At 60.3% G+C, this 26,477-nt stretch carries 31 protein-coding genes and 1 tRNA gene; 15 read left to right on the forward strand and 17 right to left on the reverse strand.

Annotated features, from left to right (window positions below; translation table 11 throughout):
* Positions 1 to 4: 4 nt before the first annotated feature.
* The 5 genes from ACP7AP_RS11415 to rsfS form a co-directional block, all read right to left on the reverse strand.
* A complete protein-coding gene (locus tag ACP7AP_RS11415; RefSeq protein ID WP_426034329.1) occupies positions 5 to 1,135 on the reverse strand; it encodes a murein hydrolase activator EnvC family protein in 1,131 nt (376 codons plus the stop codon).
* 7 nt (positions 1,136 to 1,142) lie between these two features.
* Positions 1,143 to 2,669: a 2,3-bisphosphoglycerate-independent phosphoglycerate mutase gene (gene gpmI, locus ACP7AP_RS11420; RefSeq protein WP_426034330.1), complete on the reverse strand. Its 1,527-nt coding sequence runs from the start codon at positions 2,667 to 2,669 to the stop codon at positions 1,143 to 1,145.
* 67 nt (positions 2,670 to 2,736) lie between these two features.
* The gene (locus ACP7AP_RS11425; protein WP_426034331.1) at positions 2,737 to 3,642 is read right to left on the reverse strand and encodes a hypothetical protein; all 906 of its coding nucleotides are present in this window, start codon (positions 3,640 to 3,642) and stop codon (positions 2,737 to 2,739) included.
* An 11-nt stretch (positions 3,643 to 3,653) separates the two neighbouring features.
* Complete coding sequence (rlmH, locus tag ACP7AP_RS11430) at positions 3,654 to 4,124, reverse strand: 23S rRNA (pseudouridine(1915)-N(3))-methyltransferase RlmH (protein WP_426034332.1); 471 nt, start codon at positions 4,122 to 4,124, stop codon at positions 3,654 to 3,656.
* A gap of 3 nt (positions 4,125 to 4,127) precedes the next feature.
* Positions 4,128 to 4,550 carry a ribosome silencing factor gene (gene rsfS / locus ACP7AP_RS11435; protein ID WP_426034333.1) on the reverse strand — a complete coding sequence of 141 codons (423 nt, stop codon included), beginning with the start codon at positions 4,548 to 4,550 and terminating at the stop codon, positions 4,128 to 4,130.
* Between the two features lie 277 nt (positions 4,551 to 4,827).
* Here rsfS and ACP7AP_RS11440 point away from each other — a divergent pair, with 277 nt between their 5' ends.
* From ACP7AP_RS11440 to ACP7AP_RS11465, 6 genes are all read left to right on the forward strand, one after another.
* Positions 4,828 to 4,968 carry a hypothetical protein gene (locus ACP7AP_RS11440; RefSeq protein ID WP_426034334.1) on the forward strand — a complete coding sequence of 47 codons (141 nt, stop codon included), beginning with the start codon at positions 4,828 to 4,830 and terminating at the stop codon, positions 4,966 to 4,968.
* A 311-nt stretch (positions 4,969 to 5,279) separates the two neighbouring features.
* The gene (gene leuC, locus ACP7AP_RS11445) at positions 5,280 to 6,689 is read left to right on the forward strand and encodes a 3-isopropylmalate dehydratase large subunit (protein WP_426034335.1); all 1,410 of its coding nucleotides are present in this window, start codon (positions 5,280 to 5,282) and stop codon (positions 6,687 to 6,689) included.
* Positions 6,690 to 6,694: 5 nt separating this feature from the next.
* Entirely contained in the window at positions 6,695 to 7,429 is a 735-nt protein-coding gene (locus tag ACP7AP_RS11450; protein WP_426034336.1) for a DUF3800 domain-containing protein, read from the forward strand.
* A gap of 114 nt (positions 7,430 to 7,543) precedes the next feature.
* Positions 7,544 to 8,149, forward strand: a complete 606-nt coding sequence (gene leuD / locus ACP7AP_RS11455; RefSeq protein WP_426034337.1) for a 3-isopropylmalate dehydratase small subunit — start codon at positions 7,544 to 7,546, stop codon at positions 8,147 to 8,149.
* 289 nt (positions 8,150 to 8,438) lie between these two features.
* Positions 8,439 to 9,245: a hypothetical protein gene (locus tag ACP7AP_RS11460; RefSeq protein ID WP_426034338.1), complete on the forward strand. Its 807-nt coding sequence runs from the start codon at positions 8,439 to 8,441 to the stop codon at positions 9,243 to 9,245.
* A 23-nt stretch (positions 9,246 to 9,268) separates the two neighbouring features.
* A complete protein-coding gene (locus ACP7AP_RS11465; protein ID WP_426034339.1) occupies positions 9,269 to 10,273 on the forward strand; it encodes an endonuclease/exonuclease/phosphatase family protein in 1,005 nt (334 codons plus the stop codon).
* Here ACP7AP_RS11465 and ACP7AP_RS11470 read toward each other — a convergent pair.
* Complete coding sequence (locus ACP7AP_RS11470; protein WP_426034340.1) at positions 10,235 to 11,125, reverse strand: epimerase; 891 nt, start codon at positions 11,123 to 11,125, stop codon at positions 10,235 to 10,237. The two genes, ACP7AP_RS11465 and ACP7AP_RS11470, sit on opposite strands and share 39 nt — an antisense overlap.
* Positions 11,126 to 11,215: 90 nt before the next feature.
* Between ACP7AP_RS11470 and ACP7AP_RS11475 the strand changes: the two genes are divergently transcribed.
* The 4 genes from ACP7AP_RS11475 to ACP7AP_RS11490 all read left to right on the forward strand — a co-directional run bounded on the left by ACP7AP_RS11475 (position 11,216) and on the right by ACP7AP_RS11490 (position 14,573).
* Positions 11,216 to 12,121, forward strand: a complete 906-nt coding sequence (locus ACP7AP_RS11475; RefSeq protein ID WP_426034341.1) for a LysR family transcriptional regulator — start codon at positions 11,216 to 11,218, stop codon at positions 12,119 to 12,121.
* Positions 12,122 to 12,154: 33 nt separating this feature from the next.
* Positions 12,155 to 13,261 carry a 3-isopropylmalate dehydrogenase gene (gene leuB / locus ACP7AP_RS11480; protein WP_426034342.1) on the forward strand — a complete coding sequence of 369 codons (1,107 nt, stop codon included), beginning with the start codon at positions 12,155 to 12,157 and terminating at the stop codon, positions 13,259 to 13,261.
* A 154-nt stretch (positions 13,262 to 13,415) separates the two neighbouring features.
* Complete coding sequence (locus ACP7AP_RS11485) at positions 13,416 to 14,423, forward strand: DMT family transporter (RefSeq protein ID WP_426034343.1); 1,008 nt, start codon at positions 13,416 to 13,418, stop codon at positions 14,421 to 14,423.
* A gap of 73 nt (positions 14,424 to 14,496) precedes the next feature.
* Positions 14,497 to 14,573: transfer RNA gene (locus ACP7AP_RS11490), tRNA-Pro, on the forward strand.
* Between the two features lie 111 nt (positions 14,574 to 14,684).
* Here ACP7AP_RS11490 and ACP7AP_RS11495 read toward each other — a convergent pair.
* The 8 genes from ACP7AP_RS11495 to mbfA form a co-directional block, all read right to left on the reverse strand.
* Positions 14,685 to 15,596, reverse strand: coding sequence for an ornithine cyclodeaminase family protein (locus ACP7AP_RS11495; protein WP_426034344.1), 912 nt, complete (start codon positions 15,594 to 15,596; stop codon positions 14,685 to 14,687).
* Positions 15,597 to 16,223: an HAD family hydrolase gene (locus ACP7AP_RS11500; protein WP_426034345.1), complete on the reverse strand. Its 627-nt coding sequence runs from the start codon at positions 16,221 to 16,223 to the stop codon at positions 15,597 to 15,599. It lies immediately after the preceding gene.
* The gene (locus ACP7AP_RS11505) at positions 16,195 to 17,160 is read right to left on the reverse strand and encodes a DMT family transporter (RefSeq protein WP_426034346.1); all 966 of its coding nucleotides are present in this window, start codon (positions 17,158 to 17,160) and stop codon (positions 16,195 to 16,197) included. Before ACP7AP_RS11505 ends, ACP7AP_RS11500 begins: the two co-directional genes overlap by 29 nt.
* A 48-nt stretch (positions 17,161 to 17,208) precedes the next feature.
* Complete coding sequence (locus ACP7AP_RS11510; RefSeq protein ID WP_426034347.1) at positions 17,209 to 17,676, reverse strand: YaiI/YqxD family protein; 468 nt, start codon at positions 17,674 to 17,676, stop codon at positions 17,209 to 17,211.
* Positions 17,673 to 18,137 (reverse strand): CAP domain-containing protein, encoded by a 465-nt coding sequence (locus ACP7AP_RS11515; RefSeq protein WP_426034348.1) that lies wholly within the window; start codon positions 18,135 to 18,137, stop codon positions 17,673 to 17,675. The genes ACP7AP_RS11510 and ACP7AP_RS11515 overlap by 4 nt, the downstream gene beginning before the upstream one ends.
* Positions 18,130 to 18,960, reverse strand: a complete 831-nt coding sequence (gene fghA / locus ACP7AP_RS11520) for an S-formylglutathione hydrolase (RefSeq protein ID WP_426034349.1) — start codon at positions 18,958 to 18,960, stop codon at positions 18,130 to 18,132. Before fghA ends, ACP7AP_RS11515 begins: the two co-directional genes overlap by 8 nt.
* Positions 18,961 to 18,997: 37 nt before the next feature.
* On the reverse strand, positions 18,998 to 19,924 hold the full coding sequence (locus ACP7AP_RS11525; RefSeq protein WP_426034350.1) for an AEC family transporter: 927 nt from the start codon (positions 19,922 to 19,924) through the stop codon (positions 18,998 to 19,000).
* 128 nt (positions 19,925 to 20,052) lie between these two features.
* Positions 20,053 to 21,030 (reverse strand): iron exporter MbfA, encoded by a 978-nt coding sequence (mbfA, locus tag ACP7AP_RS11530; protein WP_426034351.1) that lies wholly within the window; start codon positions 21,028 to 21,030, stop codon positions 20,053 to 20,055.
* 170 nt (positions 21,031 to 21,200) lie between these two features.
* Between mbfA and ACP7AP_RS11535 the strand changes: the two genes are divergently transcribed.
* Both ACP7AP_RS11535 and ACP7AP_RS11540 read left to right on the forward strand, forming a co-directional pair.
* Positions 21,201 to 21,350 (forward strand): hypothetical protein, encoded by a 150-nt coding sequence (locus ACP7AP_RS11535; RefSeq protein WP_426034352.1) that lies wholly within the window; start codon positions 21,201 to 21,203, stop codon positions 21,348 to 21,350.
* 56 nt (positions 21,351 to 21,406) lie between these two features.
* A complete protein-coding gene (locus tag ACP7AP_RS11540; protein ID WP_426034353.1) occupies positions 21,407 to 22,030 on the forward strand; it encodes a TetR/AcrR family transcriptional regulator in 624 nt (207 codons plus the stop codon).
* Between the two features lie 12 nt (positions 22,031 to 22,042).
* Here ACP7AP_RS11540 and ACP7AP_RS11545 read toward each other — a convergent pair whose 3' ends face one another.
* From ACP7AP_RS11545 to ACP7AP_RS11555, 3 genes are read right to left on the reverse strand one after another with little or no spacing between them, the layout of a single operon-like run.
* A complete protein-coding gene (locus ACP7AP_RS11545) occupies positions 22,043 to 23,281 on the reverse strand; it encodes a bifunctional folylpolyglutamate synthase/dihydrofolate synthase (protein WP_426034360.1) in 1,239 nt (412 codons plus the stop codon).
* Positions 23,282 to 23,304: 23 nt separating this feature from the next.
* Positions 23,305 to 24,219, reverse strand: coding sequence for an acetyl-CoA carboxylase, carboxyltransferase subunit beta (gene accD / locus ACP7AP_RS11550; protein ID WP_426034354.1), 915 nt, complete (start codon positions 24,217 to 24,219; stop codon positions 23,305 to 23,307).
* Positions 24,220 to 24,279: 60 nt separating this feature from the next.
* Complete coding sequence (locus tag ACP7AP_RS11555; protein ID WP_426034355.1) at positions 24,280 to 25,290, reverse strand: hypothetical protein; 1,011 nt, start codon at positions 25,288 to 25,290, stop codon at positions 24,280 to 24,282.
* A 176-nt stretch (positions 25,291 to 25,466) separates the two neighbouring features.
* Between ACP7AP_RS11555 and ACP7AP_RS11560 the strand changes: the two genes are divergently transcribed.
* From ACP7AP_RS11560 to ACP7AP_RS11570, 3 genes are all read left to right on the forward strand, one after another.
* Complete coding sequence (locus tag ACP7AP_RS11560; protein WP_426034356.1) at positions 25,467 to 25,760, forward strand: hypothetical protein; 294 nt, start codon at positions 25,467 to 25,469, stop codon at positions 25,758 to 25,760.
* Positions 25,761 to 25,847: 87 nt separating this feature from the next.
* Positions 25,848 to 26,045 (forward strand): hypothetical protein, encoded by a 198-nt coding sequence (locus ACP7AP_RS11565; protein ID WP_426034362.1) that lies wholly within the window; start codon positions 25,848 to 25,850, stop codon positions 26,043 to 26,045.
* Positions 26,046 to 26,092: 47 nt separating this feature from the next.
* Positions 26,093 to 26,377, forward strand: a complete 285-nt coding sequence (locus ACP7AP_RS11570) for a transposase (protein ID WP_426034361.1) — start codon at positions 26,093 to 26,095, stop codon at positions 26,375 to 26,377.
* The last annotated feature ends 100 nt before the right edge of the window (positions 26,378 to 26,477 follow it).

Here is a 26,477-nt window from a genome sequence, read left to right on the forward strand (position 1 = left end):
CGTCCTATTCCTCTGCTTTGGCGGTTGCCGCGAACCACTGCATTGGGTCCACTGGCTTTGCGCCGTGCCTCAACTCTATGTAAAGCGTTTCCGTCTCACGTCCGCCACTGCCTTCTTGCGCCCCAGTCAAAAGATCGGGCGCGAGAAGATCGCCAGATCCCGCCGCCGCGCCGCCCATCAGGCCCAGCGCAGCACCCTTGGCAATCACTTCGCCCACTTCGCCATACACCTGATCCAGCCCGCCCAATACCATAAGATAGCCGCCGCCGGGTTCAATGATCATCACGTTTCCGTAGTCAAGCAGCGGCCCGCGATAGCGGATGGTTGCGGCCCATGGACTGCTGACGAGGGCTGCGGGCCGGGTAGCGAGGGTCATGCCGGGGCGGGTGACACCGCGCACATCGGTTTCATTGGGTTTGAGCAGCAAAGTGCCAAGGGCGGGCAGATCGAGTTTGCCCTGCTGGTCGGCAAAGCTGGCATTGCCGGTATCGTCCAAGGCAAGGCCCGCTGCGAAGGCCTCCAACGTATCCGCCGATTCCAAAAGGCCCCGCAGCACAGCGGGGTCTTCGGTGAAACGTTTCGGCAATTTGGTGCGGTCCGACATGGCTTGGCTGAGGTCTGATCGCGCCGTTTGAGCGGCGGCGAGGCCCTGCCCCAAGGTTTCGCCTGCGGCCTTTTGCAAGCTGCGCAGGTCGGAGAGTTCCTGGAGTTGGCTTTTCAGATCATTGACTTCCGCCTGCAACGCCGGGGTCACATCGGCGAGCATCATGCCAGAGCGCACCGTGCCCAAAGGCCCGGTCGGGTGCAGCAACAACAGCGGCCCCGGCTCGGCATCAATCCGGCTGAGAACGCCCAAAAGCTGCGCGATACGGTCGCGTTTGGTTTGAAATTGCAGCGTCAGGGCGGTTTCGCGCAGCTCTGCTTGACGCAGGGCTTCGCGTAGGGCTGCAAGCCCCTCCTCATAGGCTTTGATGGTTTGCGTCAGCGCCGCAACGCGATCTTTCGCGCCCTCTGCCGCTTGCAAAGCCGCCACCGCCTGCTGCAATTCCGCACTCGCCTGCGCTGCATCTTCGGCCACCCCCGCCGGAGCCGCCGAGGCGGTCAACATCAGAAGCAAGGCAGCTTTGCGGATCATGCCAGCGTCAGATCCCGCTTAGCATCAGATTGCGCCCGGTCATCTCGGGGGGCTGCGGCAGGCCCATCAGCGCCAGAATCGTCGGCGCGAGATCGCCGAGCCGCCCGCCATCGCGCAACACCGCCCCGTCCGGGCCGCCGACCAGCACCACCGGCACCGGATTGACGGTGTGCGAGGTGTGCGGCCCACCTGTCACCGGATCAACCATCATCTCGCAGTTGCCATGATCAGCGGTGACAATCATCGCGCCACCCTTTGCCTCCAGCGCAACCAGAGCGCGGCCAAGGCCAATATCCACCGCCTCACAGGCCTTGATCGCCGCTGTCAGGCTGCCGGTATGGCCGACCATATCCGGGTTAGCGAAGTTGACCACGATCAGATCATAGCCCTTCTCAATCGCCATCACGAGGTTATCCGATACCTCAACCGATGACATTTCCGGCTGCAAATCATAGGTCGCGACCTTCGGCGATTTCGGCATCGCGCGGTCTTCACCTTCAAACGGCACCTCACGCCCGCCGTTCAGAAAGAAGGTGACATGCGGGTATTTCTCGGTTTCCGCGAGGCGAAACTGCGTGCGGCCCTGCTTTGCCACCCATTCACCCAAAGTATTGGAAATGCTGCGCTTGGGGTAAGCCGTGGACATGTATTCACTGTGATCGGTGGAGTATTCCACCATCCCCAACATCGCCGCCCAAGCGGGGCGGTCCCCGGTGGCAAAGCCCGCAAACCCCGGAGCCGCCAGCGCGCCGAGGATTTCGCGTGAGCGATCCGAGCGGAAGTTCAGACAAAACACCCCGTCGCCATCAATCGCGCCTTGGTAATCGCCGATCACCGTCGGCGCGATGAATTCATCCATCTCGCCCTTGGCATAAGACTGCGCCACCGCTTGGCTCGGCGTCTCGGCGTGTTCGCCATGCGCCATCACCATCGCATCATAGGCGCGCTGCACCCGCTCCCAGCGATTGTCGCGGTCCATCGCCCAATAACGCCCGATCACCGTGGCAACCTTCGCGCCGCTCGGCAGTTGCACCATCAGCATGTCGATGAATTCAGCGGCAGAAGACGGCGACACATCGCGGCCATCGGTGATCGCGTGTAGGGCCACCGGAACGCCCAAAGCCGTGATCGTCCGGCAGGCGGCAATCACATGCGTGATATGGCCATGCACGCCGCCATCCGACACCATGCCAATCAGATGCGCGGTGCCGCCGCTCGCCTTCAGCTTGGCGACAAATTCCAACAGCGAGGGGTTGGTGGCAAACGTGCCATCCTCCACCGCCAGATCAATCGCGCCGAGATCCATCGCCACCACCCGCCCAGCGCCAATGTTGGTGTGGCCGACTTCCGAATTGCCCATCTGCCCGGTCGGCAAGCCGACATCCGGGCCATAAGTGATCAGGGTGGAATGCGGGCAGGTTTCCCAAATCCGGTTGAAGTTCGGCACATTGGCCTGCGCAGGCGCGCTGGAGGTCGGATCGGCGTTGATCCCCCAGCCATCCAGAATGCACAGAACAACGGGTTTGCGGGACATAAGGCGACCTTTCCAATGCGTCAGATGCTTCTAGCGCTGGGATGGACGCAGAGCAACGGTTGGGTGGCTAGAGATCGTCAACGACGGGGATTGTCGCACCTTCGCCAAGTCGGGCCTTTCTTGGCGATAACTCGCAAAACTCGGAATCAGTTTCGTAGATATAGCGAATGCCCGCAAGGATCGGGTCACGCCGTGACGGCTGCAAGGCACAGTAAGCTGCGCCAAGCGGTTCCCAGCGAAAATTGATCCAACCTCGACCATCGCCATGCCGCATCGCGTTCAACAGCAAAATCGCGGTGCAACCCGCAAACCCCGGTGCACTTGCGACATGTGCGGTCAGTTCAACCACTTCGGATGGAAACCAGTAGTGGTCTGGCCCCATGATACCGTCATGATCCGCAATCACCTGTCTCAACGCCGCCAGATGCTGTGGCGCATCCCGCCCATGTTCTGCCTGCGCTACGGCGGCCAATTCATCCCGCCGCATCGAGCGTACGATCTGTAGCAAATGCTCTGCAATTTCTGCAGATTCGCGCGTCTGACAATCCTCATCCGTTGGCGAAGTTTCCAACGTGATCAAACCCAGTTCGACCGCCCGCCGCAACCCATTCGCCACCGCCGCCCGCAACGTCGCAGGCCAGTTTCGCAAACGCACGACTGATTCAGCCCAAGCCTCGGTCAACAAGCCCGACACCTGCTGCCGTTGCAAAACATCTGCCAACAGGATCACAACGGCCAAATCAAAGCCCTCGGCTTGAGTGATTGCAATCGTCTCAAGGCCGTCCAGCAAAGGCAAAGTCTCATCGCGCTGAAACCGGAAGCCATCGTCGCGCAGCCGTGCAAATGCCTCACCCGTTTCGCGCAGCGTCAGTCCGGACGCCTCGGCCACCGCCGCCAAATGCTGTGCCAGCAAAGGTTTCACATGATGGATAAGGTCGCTGACCGCCTGCATGGTGCGAAAACTGTCGCTCATCCCCGTCTCCCTCAAGCCCGATGATACGGCCCGCCGCCGAGAATCGTTGCCGCCCGATACAGCTGTTCGGCCAGCATCACCCGAACCAGCATATGCGGCCAGACCATCCGCCCGAAGCTGAGGCTAAACCCTGCCTTTGCGCGCAACGCAGGATCAATCCCATCCGCGCCGCCGATTACAAACGCCACATCCTGCCGCCCGCCATCGCGCCAGCCTGCCAGCAACTCGGCAAATTCCGGCGACGACAAAACCCGCCCGCGTTCATCCAGCGTCGCAATCAGCGCCCCTGCCGGAATAGCGCGCTCCAGCAGAACCGCTTCCGCCGCCATGCCGAGGTTTTTCTTATCCTCAACCTCAAGCTCCGCCACCGGGCCGAGGCTCAAAGCCCGCCCGGTGCGATCCAGCCGCATATAGTAGTCATCGACCAGATCGCGCTCGGGTCCAGCCCGCAGCCGCCCGACCGCGCAGACATGCAGCCGCAAGGTTTACGCCCCGCGATGCGCACTGCCCGGAAGCCACATCTTTTCAAGATCATAGAACTCGCGCACTTCCGGGCGGAAGACGTGGACGATCACATCGCCCGCATCAATCAGCACCCAATCGCCGGTTTCCTTGCCTTCCATCTTCGCCGACAGATGGAACTGCTCTTTCAAGCGATCCGCCAGCTTTTCGGAAATCGACGCCACTTGCCGCGACGAGCGACCCGCGCAGATCACCATGTAGTCAGCCACATCCGAGCGGCCGCGCAGGTCAATCTGCACGATGTCTTCGGCTTTATCGTCATCGACCGAGGCCAGCACGGAAGCCAGCAGATCTTCGGCGGTGTAATCGTCAGAGGCGCGGATGGCGCGCGGGCCAACCGGAAGGCCGGTGGCGGGATCAGAATGCGACAGGACAACGTCCTCCAATTAGCGCGCCGATGCGGCCCCGGCGCAGGCCCCGAAACTGGGATGTGGCTAGCCTATCATTGCAGGGCAACAATCTCAACGGCAGGCGAAGGCGCGCGTCTATCCTGCCAAGCGGCGTTTCACAAGGGCTTGGCTTGGCCTTAGGACAGTAGGGTTGACCAAAAAATAGACGGCAAGCTATGCATTTCACGCATGTCGGCAATACTAATGCATAGCTACACATTCATGCTGCGATGCAGCATATTGTTCGCAGGGAGGAAGCAACGGAGTAAACACCATGAATAAGTACCTTAAACTGCTGCCGCGTCGCAAAACCCGCCATGAGGCAGAACTTGAATATCTGAACGGCGCTGTCAGCATCTACGATCTGGAATGCCGTGAGCGCGAGATCGAACGCGGACGTTTCGCGCAGTTCTGATTTGTCTGACTAAATCCAAAATCTGCATCGGGGGCGAACCCGCCCCCGGATGCCCGAGATGGCCGCTCGACCTCGGCTACACCGCTATATTTGCCGCGACCTCGACCCTTGCTTGCAAGGCGGGAAAGGCGTATGTCTGCCGTATGATCCGATTTTTCGACATCGCTGACCATGACCGCCTGCCGTGGCGGTTTTACGGGGCCACCCGCGCCATTCTAGCGCACGTCTGATCGGTTTTCAGGGCGCCCAGTTATGGGAAAACGCCCCGCCTCACGCCAATCCCCTTTGCAAGCCCCGAGGATGAGCCAGCCATGACCGCTCGCACGCTTTATGACAAAATCTGGGACGATCATGTCGTCCATCAGGCCGATGACGGCACCTGTTTGCTGTATATCGACCGCCATCTGGTGCATGAAGTCACCTCGCCGCAAGCCTTTGAGGGCCTGCGGATGACGGGCCGTAAGGTCCGCGCGCCGGAAAAAACCATCGCCGTGCCCGACCATAACGTGCCGACCACGTTGGACCGCGCCAATGCCGCGACGATGACCGAAGACAGCCGGATTCAGGTGCAGGCTTTGGACCAAAACGCCCGCGATTTCGGCATCCATTACTATCCGGTGTCGGACGTGCGCCAAGGCATCGTGCATATTGTCGGCCCGGAACAGGGTTGGACCCTGCCCGGCATGACCGTGGTCTGTGGCGATTCGCACACCGCCACCCATGGCGCGTTCGGCTCTTTGGCGCATGGCATCGGCACCTCGGAGGTTGAGCATGTGCTGGCGACGCAAACGCTGATCCAGCGCAAGGCCAAGAACTTCAAGGTCGAAATCACCGGTTCCTTGCGCCCCGGCGTCACCGCCAAAGACATCACCATGGCGGTGATTGGGGAAACTGGCACCGCAGGCGGCACCGGCTATGTCATCGAATATTGCGGCCAAGCCATTCGCGAATTGTCCATGGAAGGCCGCATGACGGTCTGCAACATGGCAATCGAAGGCGGCGCGCGCGCCGGTCTGATCGCGCCCGATGAGAAAACCTACGCCTATTGCCTGGGCCGCCCGCAGGCCCCGAAAGGTGCCGCTTGGGAAGCTGCCGTCGCCTATTGGAAGACGCTCTACACCGATGAAGGCGCGCATTTCGACAAGGTTGTGACGATCAAGGCCGAAGATATCGCGCCCTTGGTGACTTGGGGCACCTCGCCTGAAGACGTGCTGCCGATCACCGCTGTGGTGCCATCGCCTTCGGATTTCACCGGCGGAAAAGTTGAAGCCGTGCAGCGTGCGCTGGACTATATGGGCTTGGTTCCGGGCCAAAAACTGTCGGATATCAAGATCGACACCGTGTTCATCGGTTCATGCACCAATGGCCGCATTGAAGATCTGCGGGCGGCGGCGGCGATCCTGAAGGGCAGACGGAAGAAAGACGGCATCCGCGCGATGGTCGTTCCCGGCTCGGGTCTGGTGCGCGCACAGGCGGAAGCCGAGGGCCTCGCGCAGATCTTCATCGACGCAGGCTTTGAATGGCGTCTGGCGGGTTGCTCGATGTGCTTGGCGATGAACCCCGATCAACTGGCCCCGGGCGAGCGTTGTGCTGCGACTTCGAACCGCAATTTTGAGGGCCGTCAGGGTCGCGGCGGCCGCACCCACCTGCTCTCCCCCGGCATGGCCGCCGCCGCCGCAATCACCGGTCACTTGACCGATGTGCGCGAGATGATGGACTAAGCTGCGTGAGCTTCTGCGATTACATAATCTATGCGGATGAAAGTGGATCGCCAGTTTTGGCGGCAGACCGGGAGGATTTCCCGGTCTTTGTCCTCGTGTTCATGGTAGTCAAAAAAGATCATTATATTCAACATCTTGTTCCGGCGGTGCAAAGCCTTAAATTTCGGTACGTCGGCCATGATCAGCTCATCCTTCATGAGCGTGATATTCGCAGACAGTCGGGGCAGTTTGCATTCCTGCAAGTCAATCCGGTCGTCCGGCAAGCGTTCATGGATGATCTAACTGCCATCGTGGAATCATCAGATATCGAGATCATCAGCGCGGTGATTGATAAGGCAAAGCTAGGGCAGAAATACGCGAATCCGTGGAGTCTTTATGATTTAGCCTTAACTTTCTGTATGGAAAAGGCAGGCGCCATTTTGATGAAGAAAGGGCAGGCGGGCTCTAAGGTAAACGTCGTATTTGAAGCGCGTGGAGCAACAGAAGATCGTCATCTAGAACTGGAGTTTCGCAGGATAGCCGACGGAAATCCGAAGATAGGCAAGCCAACACTTGGAGTTTCCAAATACGAATGGTCACCTTTGTTCATAGACAAAAGGGCAAATTCCACTGGACTTCAAATTGCAGACCTAGCCGCACGCCCCTTGGGTCTTAAGCATCTTCGGCCAGATCAGAAAAATCGCGCGGCCGATGTTCTAAGAAGCAAATGCACTTTTCCGGGACCCAAAGTCTTCCCTTAAAAAGCTATGGGCCGCCGAGAAACCCCAGCAGCCCATCGCCGACCGAAAAACTCCAGCCCATTTGTTCGCAATATGCGTACAGGAACTGAAAAAGTCAACCTAACGAGGTCCATCATGGATAAATTCACCACCCTCACCGGCATTGCCGCACCGATGCCCTTGGTCAATATCGACACCGATATGATCATCCCCAAGCAATTCCTGAAAACCATCAAGCGCTCCGGCCTTGGCGTTAATCTGTTTGACGAGATGCGCTATAATCTCGATGGCAGTGAGATCGCCGATTTCGTGCTGAACCAACCGGCTTATCGCAAGGCTGAGATCATCGTGGCGGGCGACAACTTTGGCTGCGGCTCGTCGCGCGAACACGCGCCTTGGGCCTTGCTGGATTTCGGCATCCGCTGCGTGATCAGCACCTCTTTCGCCGACATTTTCTACAACAACTGCTTCAAGAACGGCATCCTGCCAATCGTGATGCCGCAAGAGGTTGTCGACGTTCTGATGGCCGACGCGAAAAAAGGTGCCAACGCCCGCCAGACCGTCGATCTGCTGACGCAAACCGTCACCACCTCGGATGGTCAGGTGTTCGCGTTCGACGTCGACAGCCACCGCAAGCACTGCCTGATCAATGGATTGGACGATATCGGCCTGACTTTGGAAAAAGCGTCGGCCATTGATTCTTTTGAGAAAAAGAACGCCGCCCTGCATCCTTGGGCCTGAAGCGCGACAAACCACTACATCTAGGGCCACCCTATGGGATGGCCTTTTTGTTACCGCCAGTTTGATTCAATCCTGCAACACCTTGAACACGGAATTGCCACAGTGCTTACCGATCATTAACCCAGCTGTTGCCGATCACGGGGAAAGAAGGCAAGAATTGGGCAATATTGGGGCAACCCGCCTTAAAGTGCGGGAAATCTTCGGGACCCTTGCCTGGCAAAACACCAGACAGGACCGATTGAAGGGTGGCAGGGCAGTGGTTTCGCGGCTAACAGGCGCGATCGTTCGCATGATTTTGGTGATGGTGCTGGTCGCCACGCCTTCCGTGCTTTTGGTCGACGTGACAGCAGATGCCAAACAGATGGTCGCCCTTGTGGCGCTGTTCATCGGGCTTTTGACCTTTGTCGAATACAACGCCACCTATCCCAGCCTTGTCGAATTTCGCGATGCTGCCCCGTTCAACCGGGTGCGCTACCTGATGCTGCTGGCCACCGTGGTTTCGCTGTCGATGATCGCGCGCGGGCGGATCATGCCCTCGACCCTGACCGATTTCACCGATGCCGTCGGCACGCTGATCGGGATGTCGATGGACTTTCCCTACAGCCCGGTGCGGCTGGCTACCTTGATGGTCGCCAATGATGCAACCGCTGAACAGATCGCCGCCGTGCGCACTGCCGCCGGGATGGCTTACCTGATCTCATTGATATCTTTATCTATTTTCGTGGTGATCCTGAAGGCGGGTCGCTGGCCGTCGCGCAGCCGCGCCTTCAACGTCTGGGTCAATCTTCCCACCTTTGACCCCACCGCCGGGGCCGATGTGGTCACGCGCCTGACTCGGGACGCGCGCATTAACATTGCGTTAGGGTTTTTGCTGCCATTCTTGACCCCAGCCGTGGTGAAGATTGCGTCGACGGGATTCGAGCCCTTGACGCTGACCTCGCCACAAACCTTGATCTGGACAATGACGGCATGGGCCTTTCTACCCGCCAGCCTGTTCATGCGCGGCATTGCGATGGGTCGCATCGCAGACATGATCACCGAAACCCGCGCGGCGAACAGCCTCGGCGGCGATGGCAAGCGCTATGTGCCTGCCTGATCTGGCTGTGGGCTTGGCCTGCTTTGGCCGACCTGCGCCCCAATCTGCGGATCGCCACCTATAACATCGACTTCTGGGCAAAAGGCCCTGGCCTCGCGCTACAATCGTTACAGCGCGGCGACAATCCGGCACAACTCGCCGCCATTCAGGTGATCGCAAGGCTTGACGCCGATGTGCTGCTGCTGACCGGCATCGACTATGACCTGCACGGCGACACGCTTGCCGCCTTGGAAAAGCGGCTGGCCGACGCAGGCGCACCTTATCCTTACCGCCTGCCGCTGCGCCCGAATACCGGAGTGGCAACGGGCCTTGATCTGGATGGCAACGGCATATTGGGAGAGCCGCGCGACGCGATGGCCTATGGCCGTTGGGCGGGCGAAGGCGGCATGGCGATACTGTCTCGGCTGCCGATTGATGCCGAAAACATCCGTGACTTCAGCAGCTTCCTCTGGGCCGATCTGCCCGGAACCTTGATGCCGCCCGATACGCCCCCCAGCCAATTTCTCTCCACCACCGGCGCCTATGAGGTGCCGATCACCCTGCCCGATGGTAAAACCCTGCGGCTATTGGCCTATTACGCCAGCCCGCCGATCTTCGATGGCGCTGAGGATCGCAATGGTCGCCGCAACCATGACGAGTCCGCGTTTTGGCTGCACTTGCTGGCGGGCGATCTGCCGTTCAAACCGCCCGAGCCGCCGTTTGTGATCTTGGGCCAAAGCAACCTTGACCCCGCCGATGGCGCGGGCCGCAAGCAAGCGATCACGGCACTGCTGCATCATGCAGCACTGCAAGACCCAAGCCCGCGCGGCCAATCCACCCGGCACGATCCCGGCCAAACCGGCGATCCTGCCTTAGACACAGCGCTTTACCCTGTCATCGGCGGCTTGCGGGTGGAAATCATTCTGCCCTCAAAAGACCTGCACGTTCAAGCGGCCGGGGTGGAGTGGCCGCCCGACAGCGACCCTATGGCTGCCACGCTGACAACCGCCTCACGCCATCACCCGCTCTGGGTCGATGTTGCGCCCTAAGCCCGCCCAGCGCAGTTGCGCCGCCGCCACCTCGGCAAGCCCGGTGGTCTGAAACTGCGGCAACACAGCTTGCATCGTCGCCCCATCCAAGCGATGCGGCAGATCGTAAAGATAGCGCATCTCACGCATCTCGCGCGCCAACTCCCAGAACGGGGCGGCTAAGCCCAGCAGCCACCACGGAAATTTCGTGATTCGAAAACTCCGCCCGCTTTGCCTCTGAAAGCTGTCGGCCAACTCCTGCATAGAAAAAGTCAGCCCCGCAAACGGGATATCGGCATAGCGCGGCAAAGAGCTGCGCACCTCAGCCAAAGCCACCGCCGCCCGCGCCATATCCGGCAGATAGGCATAAGCGCGCGGCATATCCGCGCCGCCAAACGCCATGATCTTGCCCTTGGCCAACCCCCGCAACGCCATCCCCATGCCCTGCGTCTTGCCCTGAGCATCCATAAAATCACCGCCGCGCAGCAAGATCACCGGCACGCCAGAGGCACGATAGGCAGCTTCCATTTGCACCCGCACAGCCCCCTTGCGCGTATTGGGCTTTTGCGGCGTCGAGGGGCCCCAAGGCCGTGGCTGGTTGCCGTAATTATACACACTGGCGGGCACGATCAGCGTCGCCCCACTCGCCCGCGCCGCCGCAATCGCCTGCGCGGTGATCGCAGGCACCAGCCGCGGCCAATCGTGATACATTGGCGGGTTCATCGCATTGACGATCACATCCGCGCCCTCAGCCGCCGCCGTCATATCGGTGCCGCGCTGATAAAGCCGCACCTTCCACCCCGCCTGCGCAAACGCCTGCGCCGCATGCGAGCCAAACAGCCCCGACGCCCCTGCCACCAAAACTACTGCCATGTTCAGTCTCCTTATGTTGCAAGATGAAATTAGCAGCCCCCACCCATTCATAACATTGGCATCAATCGCAGATGTGCTATTCATATCTGCATGGATAATCTTGACTGGACCCTCACCCGTTCCTTCCTCGCCGTGGCCGAAACCGGGTCGCTTTCCGCAGCTGCGCGACAGTTGGGCCTGAGCCAACCCACGCTTGGCCGCCATATCGCCGATCTGGAGGCGGCTTTCGGCCTGCCGCTGTTCACCCGCCAACCGCGCGGTCTGGCCCCAACGGCTGAGGCCGCAACCCTGATCCCGCACGCCCGTGCCATGCGTGATGCGGCGGTCAAGCTGGCGCTGGCGGTGGCGGGCCGCGACACCAGCCTGCGCGGCCCAGTCCGCATAACCGCCAGCCGCATCGTCTCACATTACCTACTTCCGCAAATGCTGGCCCAGTTGCGCCACGAAGAACCCGGTATCGAGATTGAACTTTCCCCCAACGACGCCTCGGATAACCTGCTGTTCCGTGAGGCCGATATCGCGCTGCGGATGTATCGCCCGACGCAACCCGATCTGATCACCGCCCATCTCTGCGATATCCCGATGGCGATCTACGCCGCCCACAGCTACCTCGCCCGCCACCCCGATCCGATCACGCCGGACACCATCCTGCACCATGATTTCGTCGGCTTTGACCGATCCGACCTGATGTTGCGGATGATTGCCGCGCAAGGCATTGCAGCCCGGCGTGAAGATTTCCCCACCCGCTGCGATGACCAGATCGTGTATTGGGCGCTGGTCCGTGCGGGCCTTGGTTTGGGCGGGATGCAGACCGTGATCGGCGATGCCGACGCATCGGTCACCCGCGTGGCCGCGTTCCTTCAGCTGTCGCCCCTACCGATCTGGCTGACCGCCCCCGATGCTCTCCGCCATACACCCAAAATTCGACGGGTGTTTGATGCCCTTGCCGCCCATTTCCGGGCGCTGAAGCTTGACCCTGCCCCCCCCATTGGCTAGGCCAGCGCCAACCCTTCAAACCTGGAGCCTATGATGGCAAATCCCTCCCTGCTTATTCTCGCCGGCGACGGCATCGGTCCTGAAGTGATGGACGAGGTGAAAAAACTGATCGGCTGGTTCGATGCCAAAGGCATCGTGACGTTTGATGTCTCCGAAGGCTTGGTCGGCGGCTGTTCCTACGACGCCCACGGCACGCCCCTGACCGACGAGACCATGGCCCGCGCGCAGGAAGCCGATGCGGTTTTGCTGGGTGCCGTTGGCGGCCCGAAATACGACAAACTCGATTTCTCGGTGAAGCCCGAGCGGGGCTTGCTGCGCCTGCGCAAAGAGATGGACCTGTTCTCCAACCTGCGCCCCGCCCAGTGCTTTGACGCCCTCGCCGATTTCTCCAGCCTGAAGCGCGAAGTCGTCGCGGGCCTTGATATCGTCATCGTCCGCGAATTGACCTCGGGTGTCTATTTCGGCGAGCCGCGTGGCATCTTCATGGAAGGCAATGAGCGCGTCGGTATCAACACCCAGCGCTACACCGAATCCGAAATCGCCCGCGTCGCGCGTTCGGCGTTCGAGTTAGCCCGCAAGCGCAGCAACAAGCTGTGCTCGATGGAGAAGGCCAATGTGATGGAGTCCGGCATCCTGTGGCGCGAAGTGGTGCAGGAAATCCACGACAAAGAATATCCCGATGTGGCGCTGACCCATATGTATGCCGACAATGGCGCGATGCAGCTGTGCCGCTGGCCGAAGCAGTTCGACGTCATCGTCACCGACAACCTGTTTGGCGATGTGCTGTCGGATATGGCGGCAATGCTGACCGGATCTTTGGGTATGTTGCCCTCGGCGTCGCTGGGTCTGCCGCAGGCCAATGGCCGCCCGAAGGCGCTTTACGAGCCCGTGCACGGTTCCGCCCCCGACATCACCGGGCAAGGCAAAGCCAATCCGATCGCCTGTATCCTGTCGTTCGCGATGGCATTGCGCTATTCGTTCAGCTTGGGCGAGGAAGCGACGCGGGTGGAAAAAGCCGTTGAGAAAGTTCTCGCCGACGGCGTGCGCACCGCCGATCTGATGGGCCCGGAAGGCGGCTCTCCGGTCAGCACCACGCAAATGGGCGATGCCATCATCGCCGCGATGGAAGCCAGCTTGTAACACTTTGCCGTTGCCCTTGAGCCGAGGCGCTCAAGGGCAACGACTTCTGACGAAAAATCAGCAAGAAACCCCGTGGCTTGCCGCTTGCCCCTTGAACTTTACCCCCCAAGGCCCGACAGCTAGGCATCACCGCACCCCTCCCCGGATACCCGCCATGCCCGTTGCTCAATCGAACCTGCGTGGGGCGCTTTTGGCGCTGGCCGCGTTCGGGATTTACGCCAGCCATGACGTTTTGGTGAAATTCCTCGGGGCCAGCTACAGCCCGTTTCAGCTGATCTTTTTCTCAGGGCTGCTGACCTTCCCGCTGATCACCATCCTGCTGATGAGCGACCGCACCGACGGCAACCTGATCCCGAAACACCCGTATTGGACCGCCCTGCGCACCGCGTCCGCCGTGGTGAACGGCATCACCGGGTTCTACGCATTTTCCGTGCTGCCGCTCGCGCAATGCTACGCGATTTTCTTCGCCATGCCGATTCTGATCACACTTTTGGCGATCCCGATCTTGGGCGAAAAGGTCGGCCTGCATCGCGGCATGGCCATCGTCGTCGGGCTCGCAGGCGTGATGATCGTGCTGCGGCCGGGGCAAGAACCGCTGAGCCTTGGCCATCTCTCGGCCCTCGCCGCCGCTTTGTTGGGGGCGATGACTTCGGTGATCGTGCGCAAGATCGGCCATGACGAACGCTCGGTGGTGCTGATGCTGTATCCGATGGTGGCGAATTTCGGGGTGATGGCGCTGGCGCTGCCATTCGTCTATGTGCCTGTTCCGATTGAACATATGGGCATGATGGGCGCTATGGCCCTGCTCAGTCTGTTCGCGGGCATGCTCACCATCGCCGCCTATCGCCGCGCGCCCGCGATCATCGTGGCCCCGATGCAATACAGCCAGATCATCTGGGCGATCCTCTACGGATTTTTCATCTTCAACGAAAAAGTCGATTTCTGGACCGCCGTCGGCACCGCCGTGATCATCGCCGCCGGAGTCTATATCGTGCTGCGCGAAGACAAACCCTCGGTGTCGAAAAACCGCCCGGTGCTGGAAACCCGCTCGCGCTTTGATTTCGGTGCAATCCCCCGCATCGGCCTCTGGCTGCGCCTGTTCGACCGCCGCCGCTTGCGCAGCAAGACCGAGGGCCTGTCCGGCACCGACGGCGACGCTTAGCCAGAACCGGGCATGAATCCTTACGCCGCCCTCTTGCAAAGCCGCACACAACGGTTTAACCCCGCGCCACGGTCGGAGCGTAGCGCAGTCTGGTAGCGCACCTGCTTCGGGAGCAGGGGGTCGGAGGTTCGAATCCTCTCGCTCCGACCAGTTATCCCGAATTTCCCCAGCGCCGCTCAACGCTCCCTAACGGGCGCTTTTCGCTTGGAAGTCGGGCCACCCACGCACCAGCGAGATGCGCCCGGCAGGGAGCGACGAGCCCTACCGCGTCCGCCACATTTCCAGAATATAGGCCGAGGTCATCAGATCCAGATGCGCGCCGCCGCCATTCTTGGCAACGGTGATTTCATCATCAGAACTCCGCCGATACATCCCCTGCGCCATGTCATAGAAATCGGCCTTGATATCGGCTTCCGTAATTACGCCATGCGCGATTGGCTCCATAATCTCGCCGATATGATGCACCGTGGTGGCACGGGCATCAACGAACACCGAGGCCCGTCGCATCACCTCATCATCGGCCTCGCGCATCGCCGGGGTATAGGCCCCGATCAGGTCGATATGCTGGCCGGGTTGCAGCCATGCGCCCTTCAACAGCGGCTCGCGGCTCATCGTCGCACAACAGATCACATCCGCACCGCGCACCGCCGCTGCCAAATCTGTCACCGCCGTCACCCGCGCATCCGCCGCAGCCATCGCCTCGGCCCCGGCAGGCGAGCGGTTCCAGATGCTGAACTTGGCCTCGGGGAACAGCGCCGAATAGGCATCGACCATCGACTTGGCCACGACACCCGCGCCCACCAGCAGGATACTGCGGCTGTCTTTGCGCGCCAGTTTGCTGGCCGCAAGCAAGCTGTCGCCTGCGGTTTTCCACTTTGTCACCAGATGGAAATCGAGCAAGGCCGTCAACTCACCCGTCACATCATCGAACAGGTTGACGATGCCATTGACCGCAGGCTTGCCCAGACTGGCATTGCCCGGACAGATCGTGCCGACCTTGACCAGTGATCCCAAACCGTCAATCCAAGCCGCACGATCCAGCAGAGTATCCTGCTTGCGATACAGCAGCAGGTCCGCAATTTCGGCGCGCGGCAGGCGATGCCCGGCCTCCAAGGCCGCGATCAGCCCGTGCCAGCTTATGAACGCTTCGGCGTCTTTTCCAACGATATCCATTTACAACCCTGCCTCTTCTTTGCTGAGCAAGCCTTCGGCAACCAAGCGTTGCGCCCAGCCTTGCCAGCTTTCAAACTGATGCGTGCGCCAGCCCCTGCGGGCCGCCGCCGTGATATTCTCGGCCTTATCGTCGGTGAACAACAGCCGATCCGGCGCGATACCACAATCCTGCTCAACCATCTGATAAATCAGCGGATCAGGCTTGATCACCCCCATCACGCCCGAGACATAGCGGCGGTCGAAATCGGTCAGGAAATCCATCTTCGGCAGGGCTTCCTCAAACGAAGACCGCCCGAAATTGGTCAGCGCAAACACCGGCACGCCCTTGGCCCGCAACGCCCGCTGCAAGGCGATACTGCCCTCAATCCGGGGCGAGGCCAGTTCGATCCAGCGATCATACCACATCCGGATTTCGGCGGACCACTCCGGGTGACGCTCTGCCCAGTCATAGATCGTCTCGCGAAACAGCGCGCCCTCATCGACCCGGTCATTCATGCCATGCAGATCAACCGCGTCAAACAACGCGCGACGCCGTGCCTCGCCGATCACCCGATCGTAAAACGCCTCTGGCTGCCAGCGCGTCAGCACATTGCCAATGTCAAAGATCACCGCTAGGGGCTGCAACATCCAGATCCTTCTTTTTCCGCACCGTCTCGCGCCACAGGGTATAAAGCCCAGCACCGCAGATCAACGCAATCCCCGCACAAGCGGTTTGATCCGGGAAAGTGCCAAACACCACCGCGCCCCAGAAAATCGCCATCGGCATGCCGATATATTCAAACGGCGCGATCAAGGCGGCCTCAGAGGTACGATACGCCTGCGACATCATCAAACCGCCGACGCCCACTGCCACCCCCGTCGCCATAAACGCCCACCAGTCGCCAATCGGCGGCGTATGCCAAGGCCGGAACAAGAACTCCCAAGTGCTGCCCGGAGCCTGCGCCAAACCACCATCGCCCGCGACAAAGCCAAAGCACAGGCTGACCACGATGAACCCGCATTGCACGAAGAAATTCAACGTCATGGCGCTTTCCGTCCGCCGCATCCGCCGCGTCATCATATGGCTGGAGGCATAGCAGAACGCCGAGATCAGCACCAAAATCGCGGCCGGTTGAATAACGCCCGCCCCCGGCCGCGTCATCACCACCACGCCCAGCATGCCCACCCCAACCGCCGCCCAGCGCCTGGGACCCACCTGTTCGCGCAAGATCACAGCCGACATCAGCGTCACGAACAACGGTGCCACAAACGCCGTCGCCACCGCATCCGCCAAAGGCATCAGCGACAGCCCGACGAAATAGGTCACATTCGAGCACATCACGATGCAGACCCGGAACAGGTGATCCAACGGCCGCTTGGTCAGCAACTGCCGGAACCCGCCGCCGGAAAACCAGATCACCGCCAGCACAATCGCCATGCCGACAAACGCCCGCAGCAAGATCACCTGATGTAGCGCATAAGTCCCCGACAAGGCCTTGATCGCAAGGTCATTGACCGAAAGCACCACCCCGCCGCCCAGTGCAAACAGGATACCAGTGGCGGGTTTTTTGGAAATGTCTGACATAGTGCAACTCACCGCGTCCAGCGCTGCAAATCTAGCCCAGAGGCGACATCAAAGCTTCGCTTGCCGCACAACCCGCTCTAAAACTTCCAGAAACCGCGAGCGATCCGCCTTCGAAAACGGTCGCCCGCCACCCTGCCGAAACGGGTCCGCCGCGCGCAGATCCTGCATCAGATCCCGCGTCGCCAGCACATTGCCGATATTTGCAGGCGTCAATTCCTCGCCATTATGCTTGACCACGCGGGCCCCAGCCGCCACACATTTCGCGGCCAGCGGAATATCCCCGGTCACCACCACATCGCCCACACCGCAAGCCTCGGCGATCCACTTATCGGCCTCATCCGGGCCAGCGGCGACAAACACGCTTTCCACCAAAGGGTTCGGGCTTGGCCTGATCCCGCCATTAGACACCAGAATCATCCGCATCTGATGCCGCACAGCCACCCGCTCCGCCTCGGCCTTCACCGGACAGGCATCGGCGTCGATAAAAATCCGACCATCCCCATTCAAGCCAGTCATGGGCGCGCGAAAACCTCAACCCAGTAGTATTTCATCGCGTATTTCTGCCCCTTTAGCGGCTGATCATCCGGCTGATGCACCACCGCGATCCCGGTTTCAGTCAAAGCACAATCGAGGATATTCTTGCGATGCCCCGCACTGCCCAACCAGTCCTGCATGATCCCCGCAGCCGAAGATTGCCCCGCGCCGATATTCTCGGCGACCTTGCTAAACCGATACCCCTGCGCCTTGATCCGGCTGGAAAACTTCGCCCCATTCTTGCTGGCATGGCCAAAAAAATTCTGCGTCGCCATAGCTTTAGCGTGGCCCTTCGCCGCAGCCACCAGCTTGGCGTTGACGGTCAAGGCAGAACAGCCAGCCCCGGCGCGCGCCTTATTCACCGCCGCCAACACCTGATCTTCCGCATCCCCCGCCCAAACGGGTGACGCCAATAGTGCCAACAAAACCGAAGCTTTAAGCATTGAGTGCCCCCGCATGAAACGCCACATGTTCCTCCATGAAGGTGCTCACAAAGAAATAGCTGTGGTCATAGCCCTTCTGCATCCGAAAACTGCCGCCCTGCCGCCGCTCAACCATCGCCTCGGCCAAAGCTTCTGGCTTCAGAAGATCAAGAAACTGATCCGAGGTGCCTTGGTCAATCAAAATCGGCCCATCAAAGCCGCGCTTTTTCATCAACAATGTGGCGTCGTGCGCGGCCCAAGTCGCCTCATCCGGCCCCAGATACGCGCCAAACTGCTTGCGGCCCCAGTCGCTTTGCGTCGGATTGCAGATCGGCGCAAAGGCAGAAACGCTGCGGAACCGCCCCGGAAAGCTCATCGCAATCGTCAAAGCGCCATGGCCGCCCATCGAATGGCCGGTGATCGACTGCGCGGCTTCGGCAATCGGAAACGCCTTGAACAATTCGCGCGGCAGTTCTTCCGTCACATAATCCCACATGCGGAAATTCTTCTCCCACGGGCTTTGCGTTGCGTTCACATAGAACCCCGCGCCCTGCCCCAGATCGTAAGCCGCATCATTCGGCACATCTTCGCCGCGCGGGCTGGTATCCGGGAACACCAAAGCAATGCCCACTTCCGCCGCCCAACGCTGCGCCCCCGCCTTCACCATCGCGTTTTCATGCGTGCAGCTTAGCCCCGACAGATACCACAGCACCGGCACCAAGCCTTCTTCGGCCTCGACCGGCAGGAACAACCCGAAGGTCATCTCGGTGCCCGTCACCGCCGAGGCATGGCTGTAAACCCCCTGCACGCCGCCAAACGCCCGGTTTTCAGAAATGGTTTTCATAATGCCCCCTTAAGCCTTTTGGTTTTGCCGTCAGATTTCAGTTCGTCACAAACGCAATCACCGCCGTTACGGTCAGCACCGAGGCGGCGGTCGAGATCAGAATAGCCGTCGACACCCGTTGCGGCGCCACCCCGAAATGCTGCGCCAGAATAAAGACATTCCCCGCCACCGGCAAAGACGCCGCCGCCACCATCACCCCCGCCGCATAGCGCTCCACCGGGAAAATCACCAGTGCCGCCAGCGCCACCGCCGCCGGATGTAGCACCAATTTGGTAAAACTCAGCCAAGCCGCCACCTCCAGCCGTTCCGCCCTGCGCCCGGCAAGGCTGGAGCCAATCGCAAACAACGCGCAAGGTGTCGCCGCAGCCCCCAGCATGGTCATGAATTCATTCACCGGCAGCGGCAGCGCCCAGCCGGTCGCCCCCCAAGCCATCCCGAGCACCACCGAGACGATCATCGGGTTTTTCAGCACGCCCAAGCCCAGCACCCGGAAGATGCCCCACGACATTCGGCCTTCGCGCAACCCCGTCACCACCAGCGTCAAAACTGAGGTGAACATCAGCAGATCGACCGCCAGCACCAGCAAAACCGGCCCCACCGCCGCAGGGCCCAGCAGCAGCGTCAGCATCGGGATGCCAAGAAACCCGACATTGCCGATGATACCCGTATGCGCCTCAAACACCGCAACTTCGGGCTTTGCCCCGCGCAACAGCGCCACCCCGGCGACGATGATCCACACGAGGCCCGAGGCCAGAAAATACGCCCAGACGAACGCCCAAGAGAACACATCACTCAGGTCCAGATTGGCGGCAAAGCCAAACAGCATTGCCGACAGCGCGAAGTAAAACACGAATTTCGTCAGATACGCCGTGGCCTCCGGGCTGAAAAACCGCAGCCGCCCCGCGCCATAGCCAAGGCCAATCACCGCAAAGAACGGCAGAGTTTTCAGCAAGATCGCCAGCATAAAGTCAGACTTTCACGCCACCTTGTCAGACACAAGCCTTCGCAGCCGTCTATGAACAAACTCTTAACGCGAAAACTCAAGCCGTTGATTCAGCGGTCTTATAATTCTGTCCACGCGCGGACCACCCCTCAACCACCGCCGATCAACACCCCCGCCGCGAACACCAAAGCCCCGCCCAGCACCACCTGTAAGGCCGCCCGTAAAAACGGCGTCTCCATAAATTTGTTCTGAATCCAGGCAATCGCCCACAATTCGACAAACACCACCACCATCGCAATCGAGGTCGCAGTCCAGAAATCCGGGATCAAATACGGCAGCGCGTGGCCCAAGCCCCCCAACGCCGTCATCACCCCCGACGCCAAGCCCCGCTTGTAGGGCGAGCCCCGGCCCGACAGCACCCCATCATCATGCGCAGCCTCGGTGAACCCCATCGAGATCCCCGCCCCCACACTCGCGGCCAAGCCGACCAGAAACGTCGTCCAGGTATTCTGGGTGGCAAACGCCGTCGCAAAGATCGGCGCGAGGGTGGACACCGAGCCATCCATCAGCCCGGCCAAGCCAGGCTGCACCCAAGTAAGTATAAACTGCCGCCGCGCCACCTTATCCTCGCCGTCGCGCACTTCCGGCCCCAGCAGATCAGCCTCTAACACCTTGGCGCGTTGCAAATGCCCGGCCTCCGCCGCCGCCAGATCGCCCAGCAGTTTCCGCGTCGCCGCATCTTTGGTCCGCGCCGCCGCCCGCAGGTAAAACTCTGCAGCATCATGTTCCATCACGCGGGCCTCGTCGCGGATGCGGTCCAGCCCAAGATTTTCGGTCAGCCATACCGGCCGGCGCGCATAAAACCCCGCCACATGCTCGCGCCGCAGCAGCGGAATAACCGTGCCAAACCGGCTGACATGCAGATCAATCAGCCGCTGGCGGTGCCCGTCCTCCTCGACCGCCATCTTATCAAACACCGCTGCCGAGGCCGGATATTCTGTCCGCAAGCCGTGGGCATAAGTCCGGTAAATCTGCGCGTCGTCCTCTTCGGACGAAATCGCCAGCGCCAACACCTCTTGTTCGGTCAGATCCGCAAAGCGCCTGCGGTTGGAAATATTGAAACCCATGTCAGACTCATCTCAGCTTAGTTTGGAATGATTCTAAATAGACATATCGTACCGCAAAGGCCAAGCCCAAATCGCAATCTGAACCGTCAAGTTCAGATTGCCCTTGTCAAATTGAACGAATCAGTTCATTTTAACTTTTGAACCGATGAGTTCAGATAAAGGACGCCATTATGAAATACTTCGCCACAGCCCTCTTGCTCACCCTCGCCGCTGCCACCCAAGCCTCGGCCTTCTCGATGAGCGTCAATCTTCCCGACCTGACCTTCCCACCAACCACCACTACCGTCTCGGCGCAAAATGCCGCCCTGCCCGGCAAGTGAGCAACCGCTTGCCCGTCCCCCCGCTGCCGCTATAGACTGCGGCGAGGGGGGACAGCATGGGTGCCAAGCCGCAACTGATCGTTAAGGGTCGCAAGTTCGATCAGGTGCTGGAAGGCGCGCGCATTGTGTTCATGCGTGACGGCTTTGAGCGCGCCTCGGTCGATGACATCGCGCGCGAGGCCGGGGTGTCGAAAGCCACGCTTTACGCCTATTTCCCCGACAAACGCCTGCTTTTCCTGGAGATCGCCAGCACCGAATGTCGCAGGCAAGCCGATGAGGCCGAATCTCATATCGACCCCAATACCCCGATTGCCGACATTCTGCGCATGGCCGCGCAAAAAATCACTGCCTTCATGCTGTCGGATTTCGGCCAACGCATCTACCGCATCGCCGTCGCGGAATCAGAGAATTTCCCTGCCGTAGCACATCAGTTCTACCACTCCGGCCCGAAACTGGTGCAAGATCGCATCGCCGAAATCTTGCGCTGCGCCACCGAACGCGGCGAGTTGATCATTGATGACATCCCCTTCGCCGCCGCGCAATTCGCGCAACTTTGCAAAGTCGATATCCAAGATCGGATGATCTTCACGCCAATGCCTTGCTGCACCGCCGCTGACACCACCCGCGTGATCGAGGGCGCGGTGTCGATGTTCATGGCGCGCTACGGGGTTAAGTCTTAACTGAGCAAAACCCTAGCCGTTCTCGCGCAAAACCCCGCCCGCGAGATACAAAGACCCGCAAATCAGCACCCGCGCGCCCGGCGCAACAGCCGCAATCGCGGCCAGAGCCTGCGCCACCGAATCCGCCACCACAGCCTGCATCCCCACCGACGCCGCCGCATCCCGCGTCACGTCGGCGGGCAGCGTGTTCTTCTCACCGGGGATCGACACCGCATGCAGTCGCGTCACTTGGCCCGCAAAAGGCTGCATATAGCCGCGCACATCCTTGGTGTTCAGCATCCCGCAGATCAGATGCGTCTCACGCACAGGCATCCGCGCCAAAGTCGCCGCCACCGCAGCCCCGCCCGCCGGATTATGCCCACCATCCAGCCACAATTCGACGCCCGGCGCAGAGTCCACCAAAGGCCCCACCCGCAGCCGCTGCATCCGTGCGGGCCAATAGGCTTTCGTCACCGCCGCCTCGCACGCCGCCGCATCTTTCCCCAACGCCCGCAACGCCGCAATCGCAGCCCCGGCGTTCTGGATCTGAAACGGCCCCGGCAGGTTCGGCAACGGCAAGTCCAGCAGCCCGTTTTCATCCTGATAAACCAGCCGCCCGCGTTCTTCCCACGCACTCCACTGTTGGCCAAACGCCAGCACCGGGCAACCCAACCGCGCCGCACGCGCCTCGATCACCGCCATGCCAGCATCCTCTTGCGGGCCAATCACGCAGGGCACGCCGCGCTTCAATATCCCGGCCTTTTCGCCAGCGATCTCGGCCAAAGTATCACCCAGATATTGCTGATGGTCGATCGACACCGGGGTGATCACCGTCAAAACCGGCTTGGCCACCACGTTCGTTGCATCCAGACGCCCGCCCAAACCGACTTCTAGCAGCGTGTAATCGGCCTTAACCCGGCTGAATGCAAGAAACGCCGCACAGGTGGTGATCTCAAAAAACGTGATCTCATCCGGCCCGTTGGCTTGCACACATTCGTCCAGCAACGCCGTCAGCGCGTCTTCAGAAATCAACGCGCCCGCCAACCTGATCCGTTCATGAAACCGCGCCAGATGCGGCGAGGTGTAGGCATGCACCAGCGATCCACCCGCCTCCAGCCCCGCCCGAATCATCGCTTGGGTGCTGCCCTTGCCATTGGTCCCAGCGATGTGAATCACCGGAGGCACCGACCGCTCTGGGTTGCCCAAAGCCGTCAACAACCGCTCCACCCGGTCCATCACAAGGTCGATCACCTTGGGATGCAGCGTCATCATCCGTTCCAGAACTGCGTCAGAATTCACGCTTTGCCCTCGGCCGCCTCAAGAATATCGCCCGGTGGTGGCAAATCACCCTTCACCGCAGGGGATTGGTTCATCAGCATCCGCAGAATCGTTACCAATTCCTCGCGCATAGCCTTCCTGTGGGTCACCCGGTCTAACATACCGTGATCCAACAGATATTCGGCGCGCTGGAATCCCTCAGGCAGCTTTTCACGAATGGTTTGTTCAATCACGCGCGGGCCCGCGAAGCAGATCAGCGCATTGGGTTCAGCAATCTGCACATCGCCCAGCATGGCATAAGACGCTGTCACGCCACCCGTGGTCGGATGCGTCAAAACCACGATATAAGGCAGCCCGGCTTCCTTCAGCATCTGCACCGCCACCGTCGTGCGCGGCATCTGCATCAGAGACAAAATCCCCTCCTGCATCCGCGCGCCGCCCGCAGCTGAGAACAGCACCAGTGGCCGCTTGGTCGCCACCGCCCGCTGCGCCGCTGCGATAATCGCGTTGCCGACATACATCCCCATCGAGCCTGCCATGAAGCTGAAATCCTGCGCCACCGCGATGATCGGCGTGCGGCCGACCTCGCCCTCGGCCACCAGCATCGCCTCACGCTCGCCAGTCACCTTTTGCGCGGCTTTCAACCGATCCGGATATTTCTTCTGATCGCGGAAATGCAGCGGATCGACCACCGGTTCCGGCACCTTAACCTCGACGAACACGCCGACATCAAACAGCCCGATGAACCGATCGCGCGGCGAAATCGCCATATGGTGATCGCACGAGGTGCAAACGTTCAAATTCGCCGCCAGTTCGCGGTGAAACAGCATCGTGCCGCATTCCGGGCATTTCGTCCAAAGATTCTCTGGCACCTCGCGGCGCGAAAACAGCGAGTTGATCTTCGGGCGGACGTAGTTTGAAATCCAGTTCATCGCCTGTCCTGCGGTAACATCGGTCTATCGTCAGATAGTCCGGGGGGGCCGGAAATGCAATCACTGCGCCTGAGCTAGATGCTGGGCTGCCAAAAATGGGTAGTCAACCAAATCCATCACACGCAGCAAAGTTGAGGTCTGCCAACCCGTCAGAAACATCAACATGCCGTCTGCGGAAAAGGTAACATCGCTGGAAAACGGAGCTGGAACAAAAGCAAATGGTTCAAGGTCGCCGCGGCGCAAGAATCCGAATCCCTTGCCATTTACAAAGCAGATGATGCGACCGTCTGGCGACCAGCGCAGTCTCTTGAAGGAAGGATCAGAAAAATGGAATCGGCGGCTCTGCACAACTTTCTGAGTGGCAAGATCATGAATACAAACATCAAATCGCATATTTTTCTCACTTAGATGATACTCCAGCAGGCTCATTGAAGGTGGCCGCGCACCAAATACCAAATCATCCAGCATCACGGCAAATTTCCCCGATGGATCAACTGCAATGTCGTTGCATACCGAAAGTGGCAAGATCTCTGTGCTTTCCAACGTATCAACATCAAGCCTCCACAAAGACTGACCAGGTCTGCTCCGCTCGCTGTCAGCGGGAAGGACCCGCCTGTAGAAAGCACATGCCAGGGCAGGCGCAAACTGCAGTTCGCGGATTTGATGGTCGGGTCGGGGCGGTTTGACGACGGCTTTGCCATCTTTCGGGTCGATCCGCTGCAAAGCCCCATCCCAGCTTGCAAATAACAAGCTTTCGTCCGGCAGGACGATCCCTGCGTCGCCTTCCCCGATGGCAACACTGCGCCACAGGATTTCCCCGGTTTCCGCCAGCAAACCATAGTGCCCACCTGCGGTATCGGTCACAATCAACACATTTTCATCCGCACTCAGCGTCAGCGTGCTGGAATGCGTGATCGGCACCGCCCAATCCTCGACCACACGCGGCGCACGTCCGAATCGGGTAATCAGCCGCGCTTTGCGAACGCTTCGCTGCCCGTTGTAGTATAAAAGCTCGGCATCCTTGGCGAACACCGCGCCGAATCCTGCCTTGGCGTTGCTCGATTTACCCACAGAACCACTCCTTCGAAGCGCATCTTGGAATAGCGACCTGAAAAGCCCGCGCCGCAATATTCCACCGCCCCGTCTCCTTCCTCCCGGCCACGATCCTCAGATAGAATGCTTTCGTTCCGGTGGCCGCAGGCTGCACGACTTAGAGCGTGTTGCGGGCATCCTGAGTCAGGATTTCCATGGGTTCCACGCACCGGGCTGCGGCGGCGCAGTTGCGGGTTTCGGTCAAGTTTGTAAGCGGCATGGTGCTGCTGAAACGGGCGACCGGATCGCTTGCGGCCAAGCCTCAGGGCAACGCCGGCGGCCACGCCGAGCTGGCAGGCGTGGCGGATTGGATCGAACATCGGATCAAGCAAAAGCGCGACCTGACGCTTGATTTGGGGGTCGAGCCGCGCGACGGGCATGGCGTCGGGGGGCATGGCGTCGGGGCCTATCGCGTCTTGATCCGGTGGCACCTGGCGGCCGCGGGCTGACACACAAAAGACCTGCGCGCCATCGCGCAGAAGCGGCCCGATGTCGGACGTGCGCGCCAAGCCTGGATCAGCCGCCGTCAGCCCTTCATGCCTAACCTGTTGACAAGGCTGGCATTCATCAATGAGACACCGCTCAAGACCAACATGGCCAAAACCACCGGATGGTTCCCCTGCGGAGCGCGTCTGGTCGGTCACGTCCGCTTTGGCCACTGGCATACGCAGACCTTCATCGCCGCCTTGCGCCACGACAGGCTGGACCACCTTGGGGTATCGGCGGGCCGATAAACCGCCAGTTCTTCGACCTTTATCTCGAAACCCAATGGGTCGCGACCCTGCACAACGACGATGTCGTGATCGTGGACACTCTCGCCAGCCACCGCAGCCCGAAGGCGGCAACGATCCTGAAACACACCGGCGCGTGGTTGCTGTTCCTGCCGCCCTGCCGCCCCGACCTCAACCCGATCGAGATCGCATGCGCCAAGCTCAAAACTCTGATCCGACAAGCCGCCAGAACCTACGACCAACTCTGGCAAGCCGTCGGACAGGTCTGCGGCCTTTTCAAGAACGAAGCATGCTACACTTTCTTCAAAATCGCAGGAAAGGCTTATCCCCTTTGATCCGGCGGCACATGATGTAGTGCGACGCGGCTTGCCAACTTAAAATGTTCTGGTATTGTTCTACTCATGCCAGCCAGATGGAAAAATGACAAACCTATGT

The organism is Cypionkella sp. TWP1-2-1b2 (genome assembly GCF_049896245.1).
Classification (GTDB): domain Bacteria; phylum Pseudomonadota; class Alphaproteobacteria; order Rhodobacterales; family Rhodobacteraceae; genus Cypionkella.

Bases quoted from the DNA above. Each gene is read 5' to 3' on its own strand.
- ACP7AP_RS11505 (WP_426034346.1), bottom strand. From the start codon at position 17,160: ATGTCAGACATTTCCAAAAAACCCGCCACTGGTATCCTGTTTGCACTG.
- ACP7AP_RS11535 (WP_426034352.1), top strand. From the start codon at position 21,201: ATGAAATACTTCGCCACAGCCCTCTTGCTCACCCTCGCCGCTGCCACC.
- leuB (WP_426034342.1), top strand. From the start codon at position 12,155: ATGGCAAATCCCTCCCTGCTTATTCTCGCCGGCGACGGCATCGGTCCT.
- ACP7AP_RS11475 (WP_426034341.1), top strand. From the start codon at position 11,216: ATGGATAATCTTGACTGGACCCTCACCCGTTCCTTCCTCGCCGTGGCC.
- ACP7AP_RS11500 (WP_426034345.1), bottom strand. From the start codon at position 16,223: ATGTTGCAGCCCCTAGCGGTGATCTTTGACATTGGCAATGTGCTGACG.
- ACP7AP_RS11440 (WP_426034334.1), top strand. From the start codon at position 4,828: ATGAATAAGTACCTTAAACTGCTGCCGCGTCGCAAAACCCGCCATGAG.
- ACP7AP_RS11460 (WP_426034338.1), top strand. From the start codon at position 8,439: ATGATTTTGGTGATGGTGCTGGTCGCCACGCCTTCCGTGCTTTTGGTC.
- ACP7AP_RS11510 (WP_426034347.1), bottom strand. From the start codon at position 17,676: ATGACTGGCTTGAATGGGGATGGTCGGATTTTTATCGACGCCGATGCC.
- leuD (WP_426034337.1), top strand. From the start codon at position 7,544: ATGGATAAATTCACCACCCTCACCGGCATTGCCGCACCGATGCCCTTG.
- fghA (WP_426034349.1), bottom strand. From the start codon at position 18,960: ATGAAAACCATTTCTGAAAACCGGGCGTTTGGCGGCGTGCAGGGGGTT.
- accD (WP_426034354.1), bottom strand. From the start codon at position 24,219: ATGAACTGGATTTCAAACTACGTCCGCCCGAAGATCAACTCGCTGTTT.
- leuC (WP_426034335.1), top strand. From the start codon at position 5,280: ATGACCGCTCGCACGCTTTATGACAAAATCTGGGACGATCATGTCGTC.
- gpmI (WP_426034330.1), bottom strand. From the start codon at position 2,669: ATGTCCCGCAAACCCGTTGTTCTGTGCATTCTGGATGGCTGGGGGATC.
- ACP7AP_RS11545 (WP_426034360.1), bottom strand. From the start codon at position 23,281: ATGATGACGCTGCATCCCAAGGTGATCGACCTTGTGATGGACCGGGTG.
- ACP7AP_RS11560 (WP_426034356.1), top strand. From the start codon at position 25,467: ATGGGTTCCACGCACCGGGCTGCGGCGGCGCAGTTGCGGGTTTCGGTC.
- ACP7AP_RS11485 (WP_426034343.1), top strand. From the start codon at position 13,416: ATGCCCGTTGCTCAATCGAACCTGCGTGGGGCGCTTTTGGCGCTGGCC.
- ACP7AP_RS11415 (WP_426034329.1), bottom strand. From the start codon at position 1,135: ATGATCCGCAAAGCTGCCTTGCTTCTGATGTTGACCGCCTCGGCGGCT.
- mbfA (WP_426034351.1), bottom strand. From the start codon at position 21,030: ATGGGTTTCAATATTTCCAACCGCAGGCGCTTTGCGGATCTGACCGAA.
- ACP7AP_RS11425 (WP_426034331.1), bottom strand. From the start codon at position 3,642: ATGAGCGACAGTTTTCGCACCATGCAGGCGGTCAGCGACCTTATCCAT.
- ACP7AP_RS11525 (WP_426034350.1), bottom strand. From the start codon at position 19,924: ATGCTGGCGATCTTGCTGAAAACTCTGCCGTTCTTTGCGGTGATTGGC.
- ACP7AP_RS11470 (WP_426034340.1), bottom strand. From the start codon at position 11,125: ATGGCAGTAGTTTTGGTGGCAGGGGCGTCGGGGCTGTTTGGCTCGCAT.
- ACP7AP_RS11540 (WP_426034353.1), top strand. From the start codon at position 21,407: ATGGGTGCCAAGCCGCAACTGATCGTTAAGGGTCGCAAGTTCGATCAG.
- ACP7AP_RS11565 (WP_426034362.1), top strand. From the start codon at position 25,848: ATGCCTAACCTGTTGACAAGGCTGGCATTCATCAATGAGACACCGCTC.
- ACP7AP_RS11515 (WP_426034348.1), bottom strand. From the start codon at position 18,137: ATGCTTAAAGCTTCGGTTTTGTTGGCACTATTGGCGTCACCCGTTTGG.
- ACP7AP_RS11495 (WP_426034344.1), bottom strand. From the start codon at position 15,596: ATGGATATCGTTGGAAAAGACGCCGAAGCGTTCATAAGCTGGCACGGG.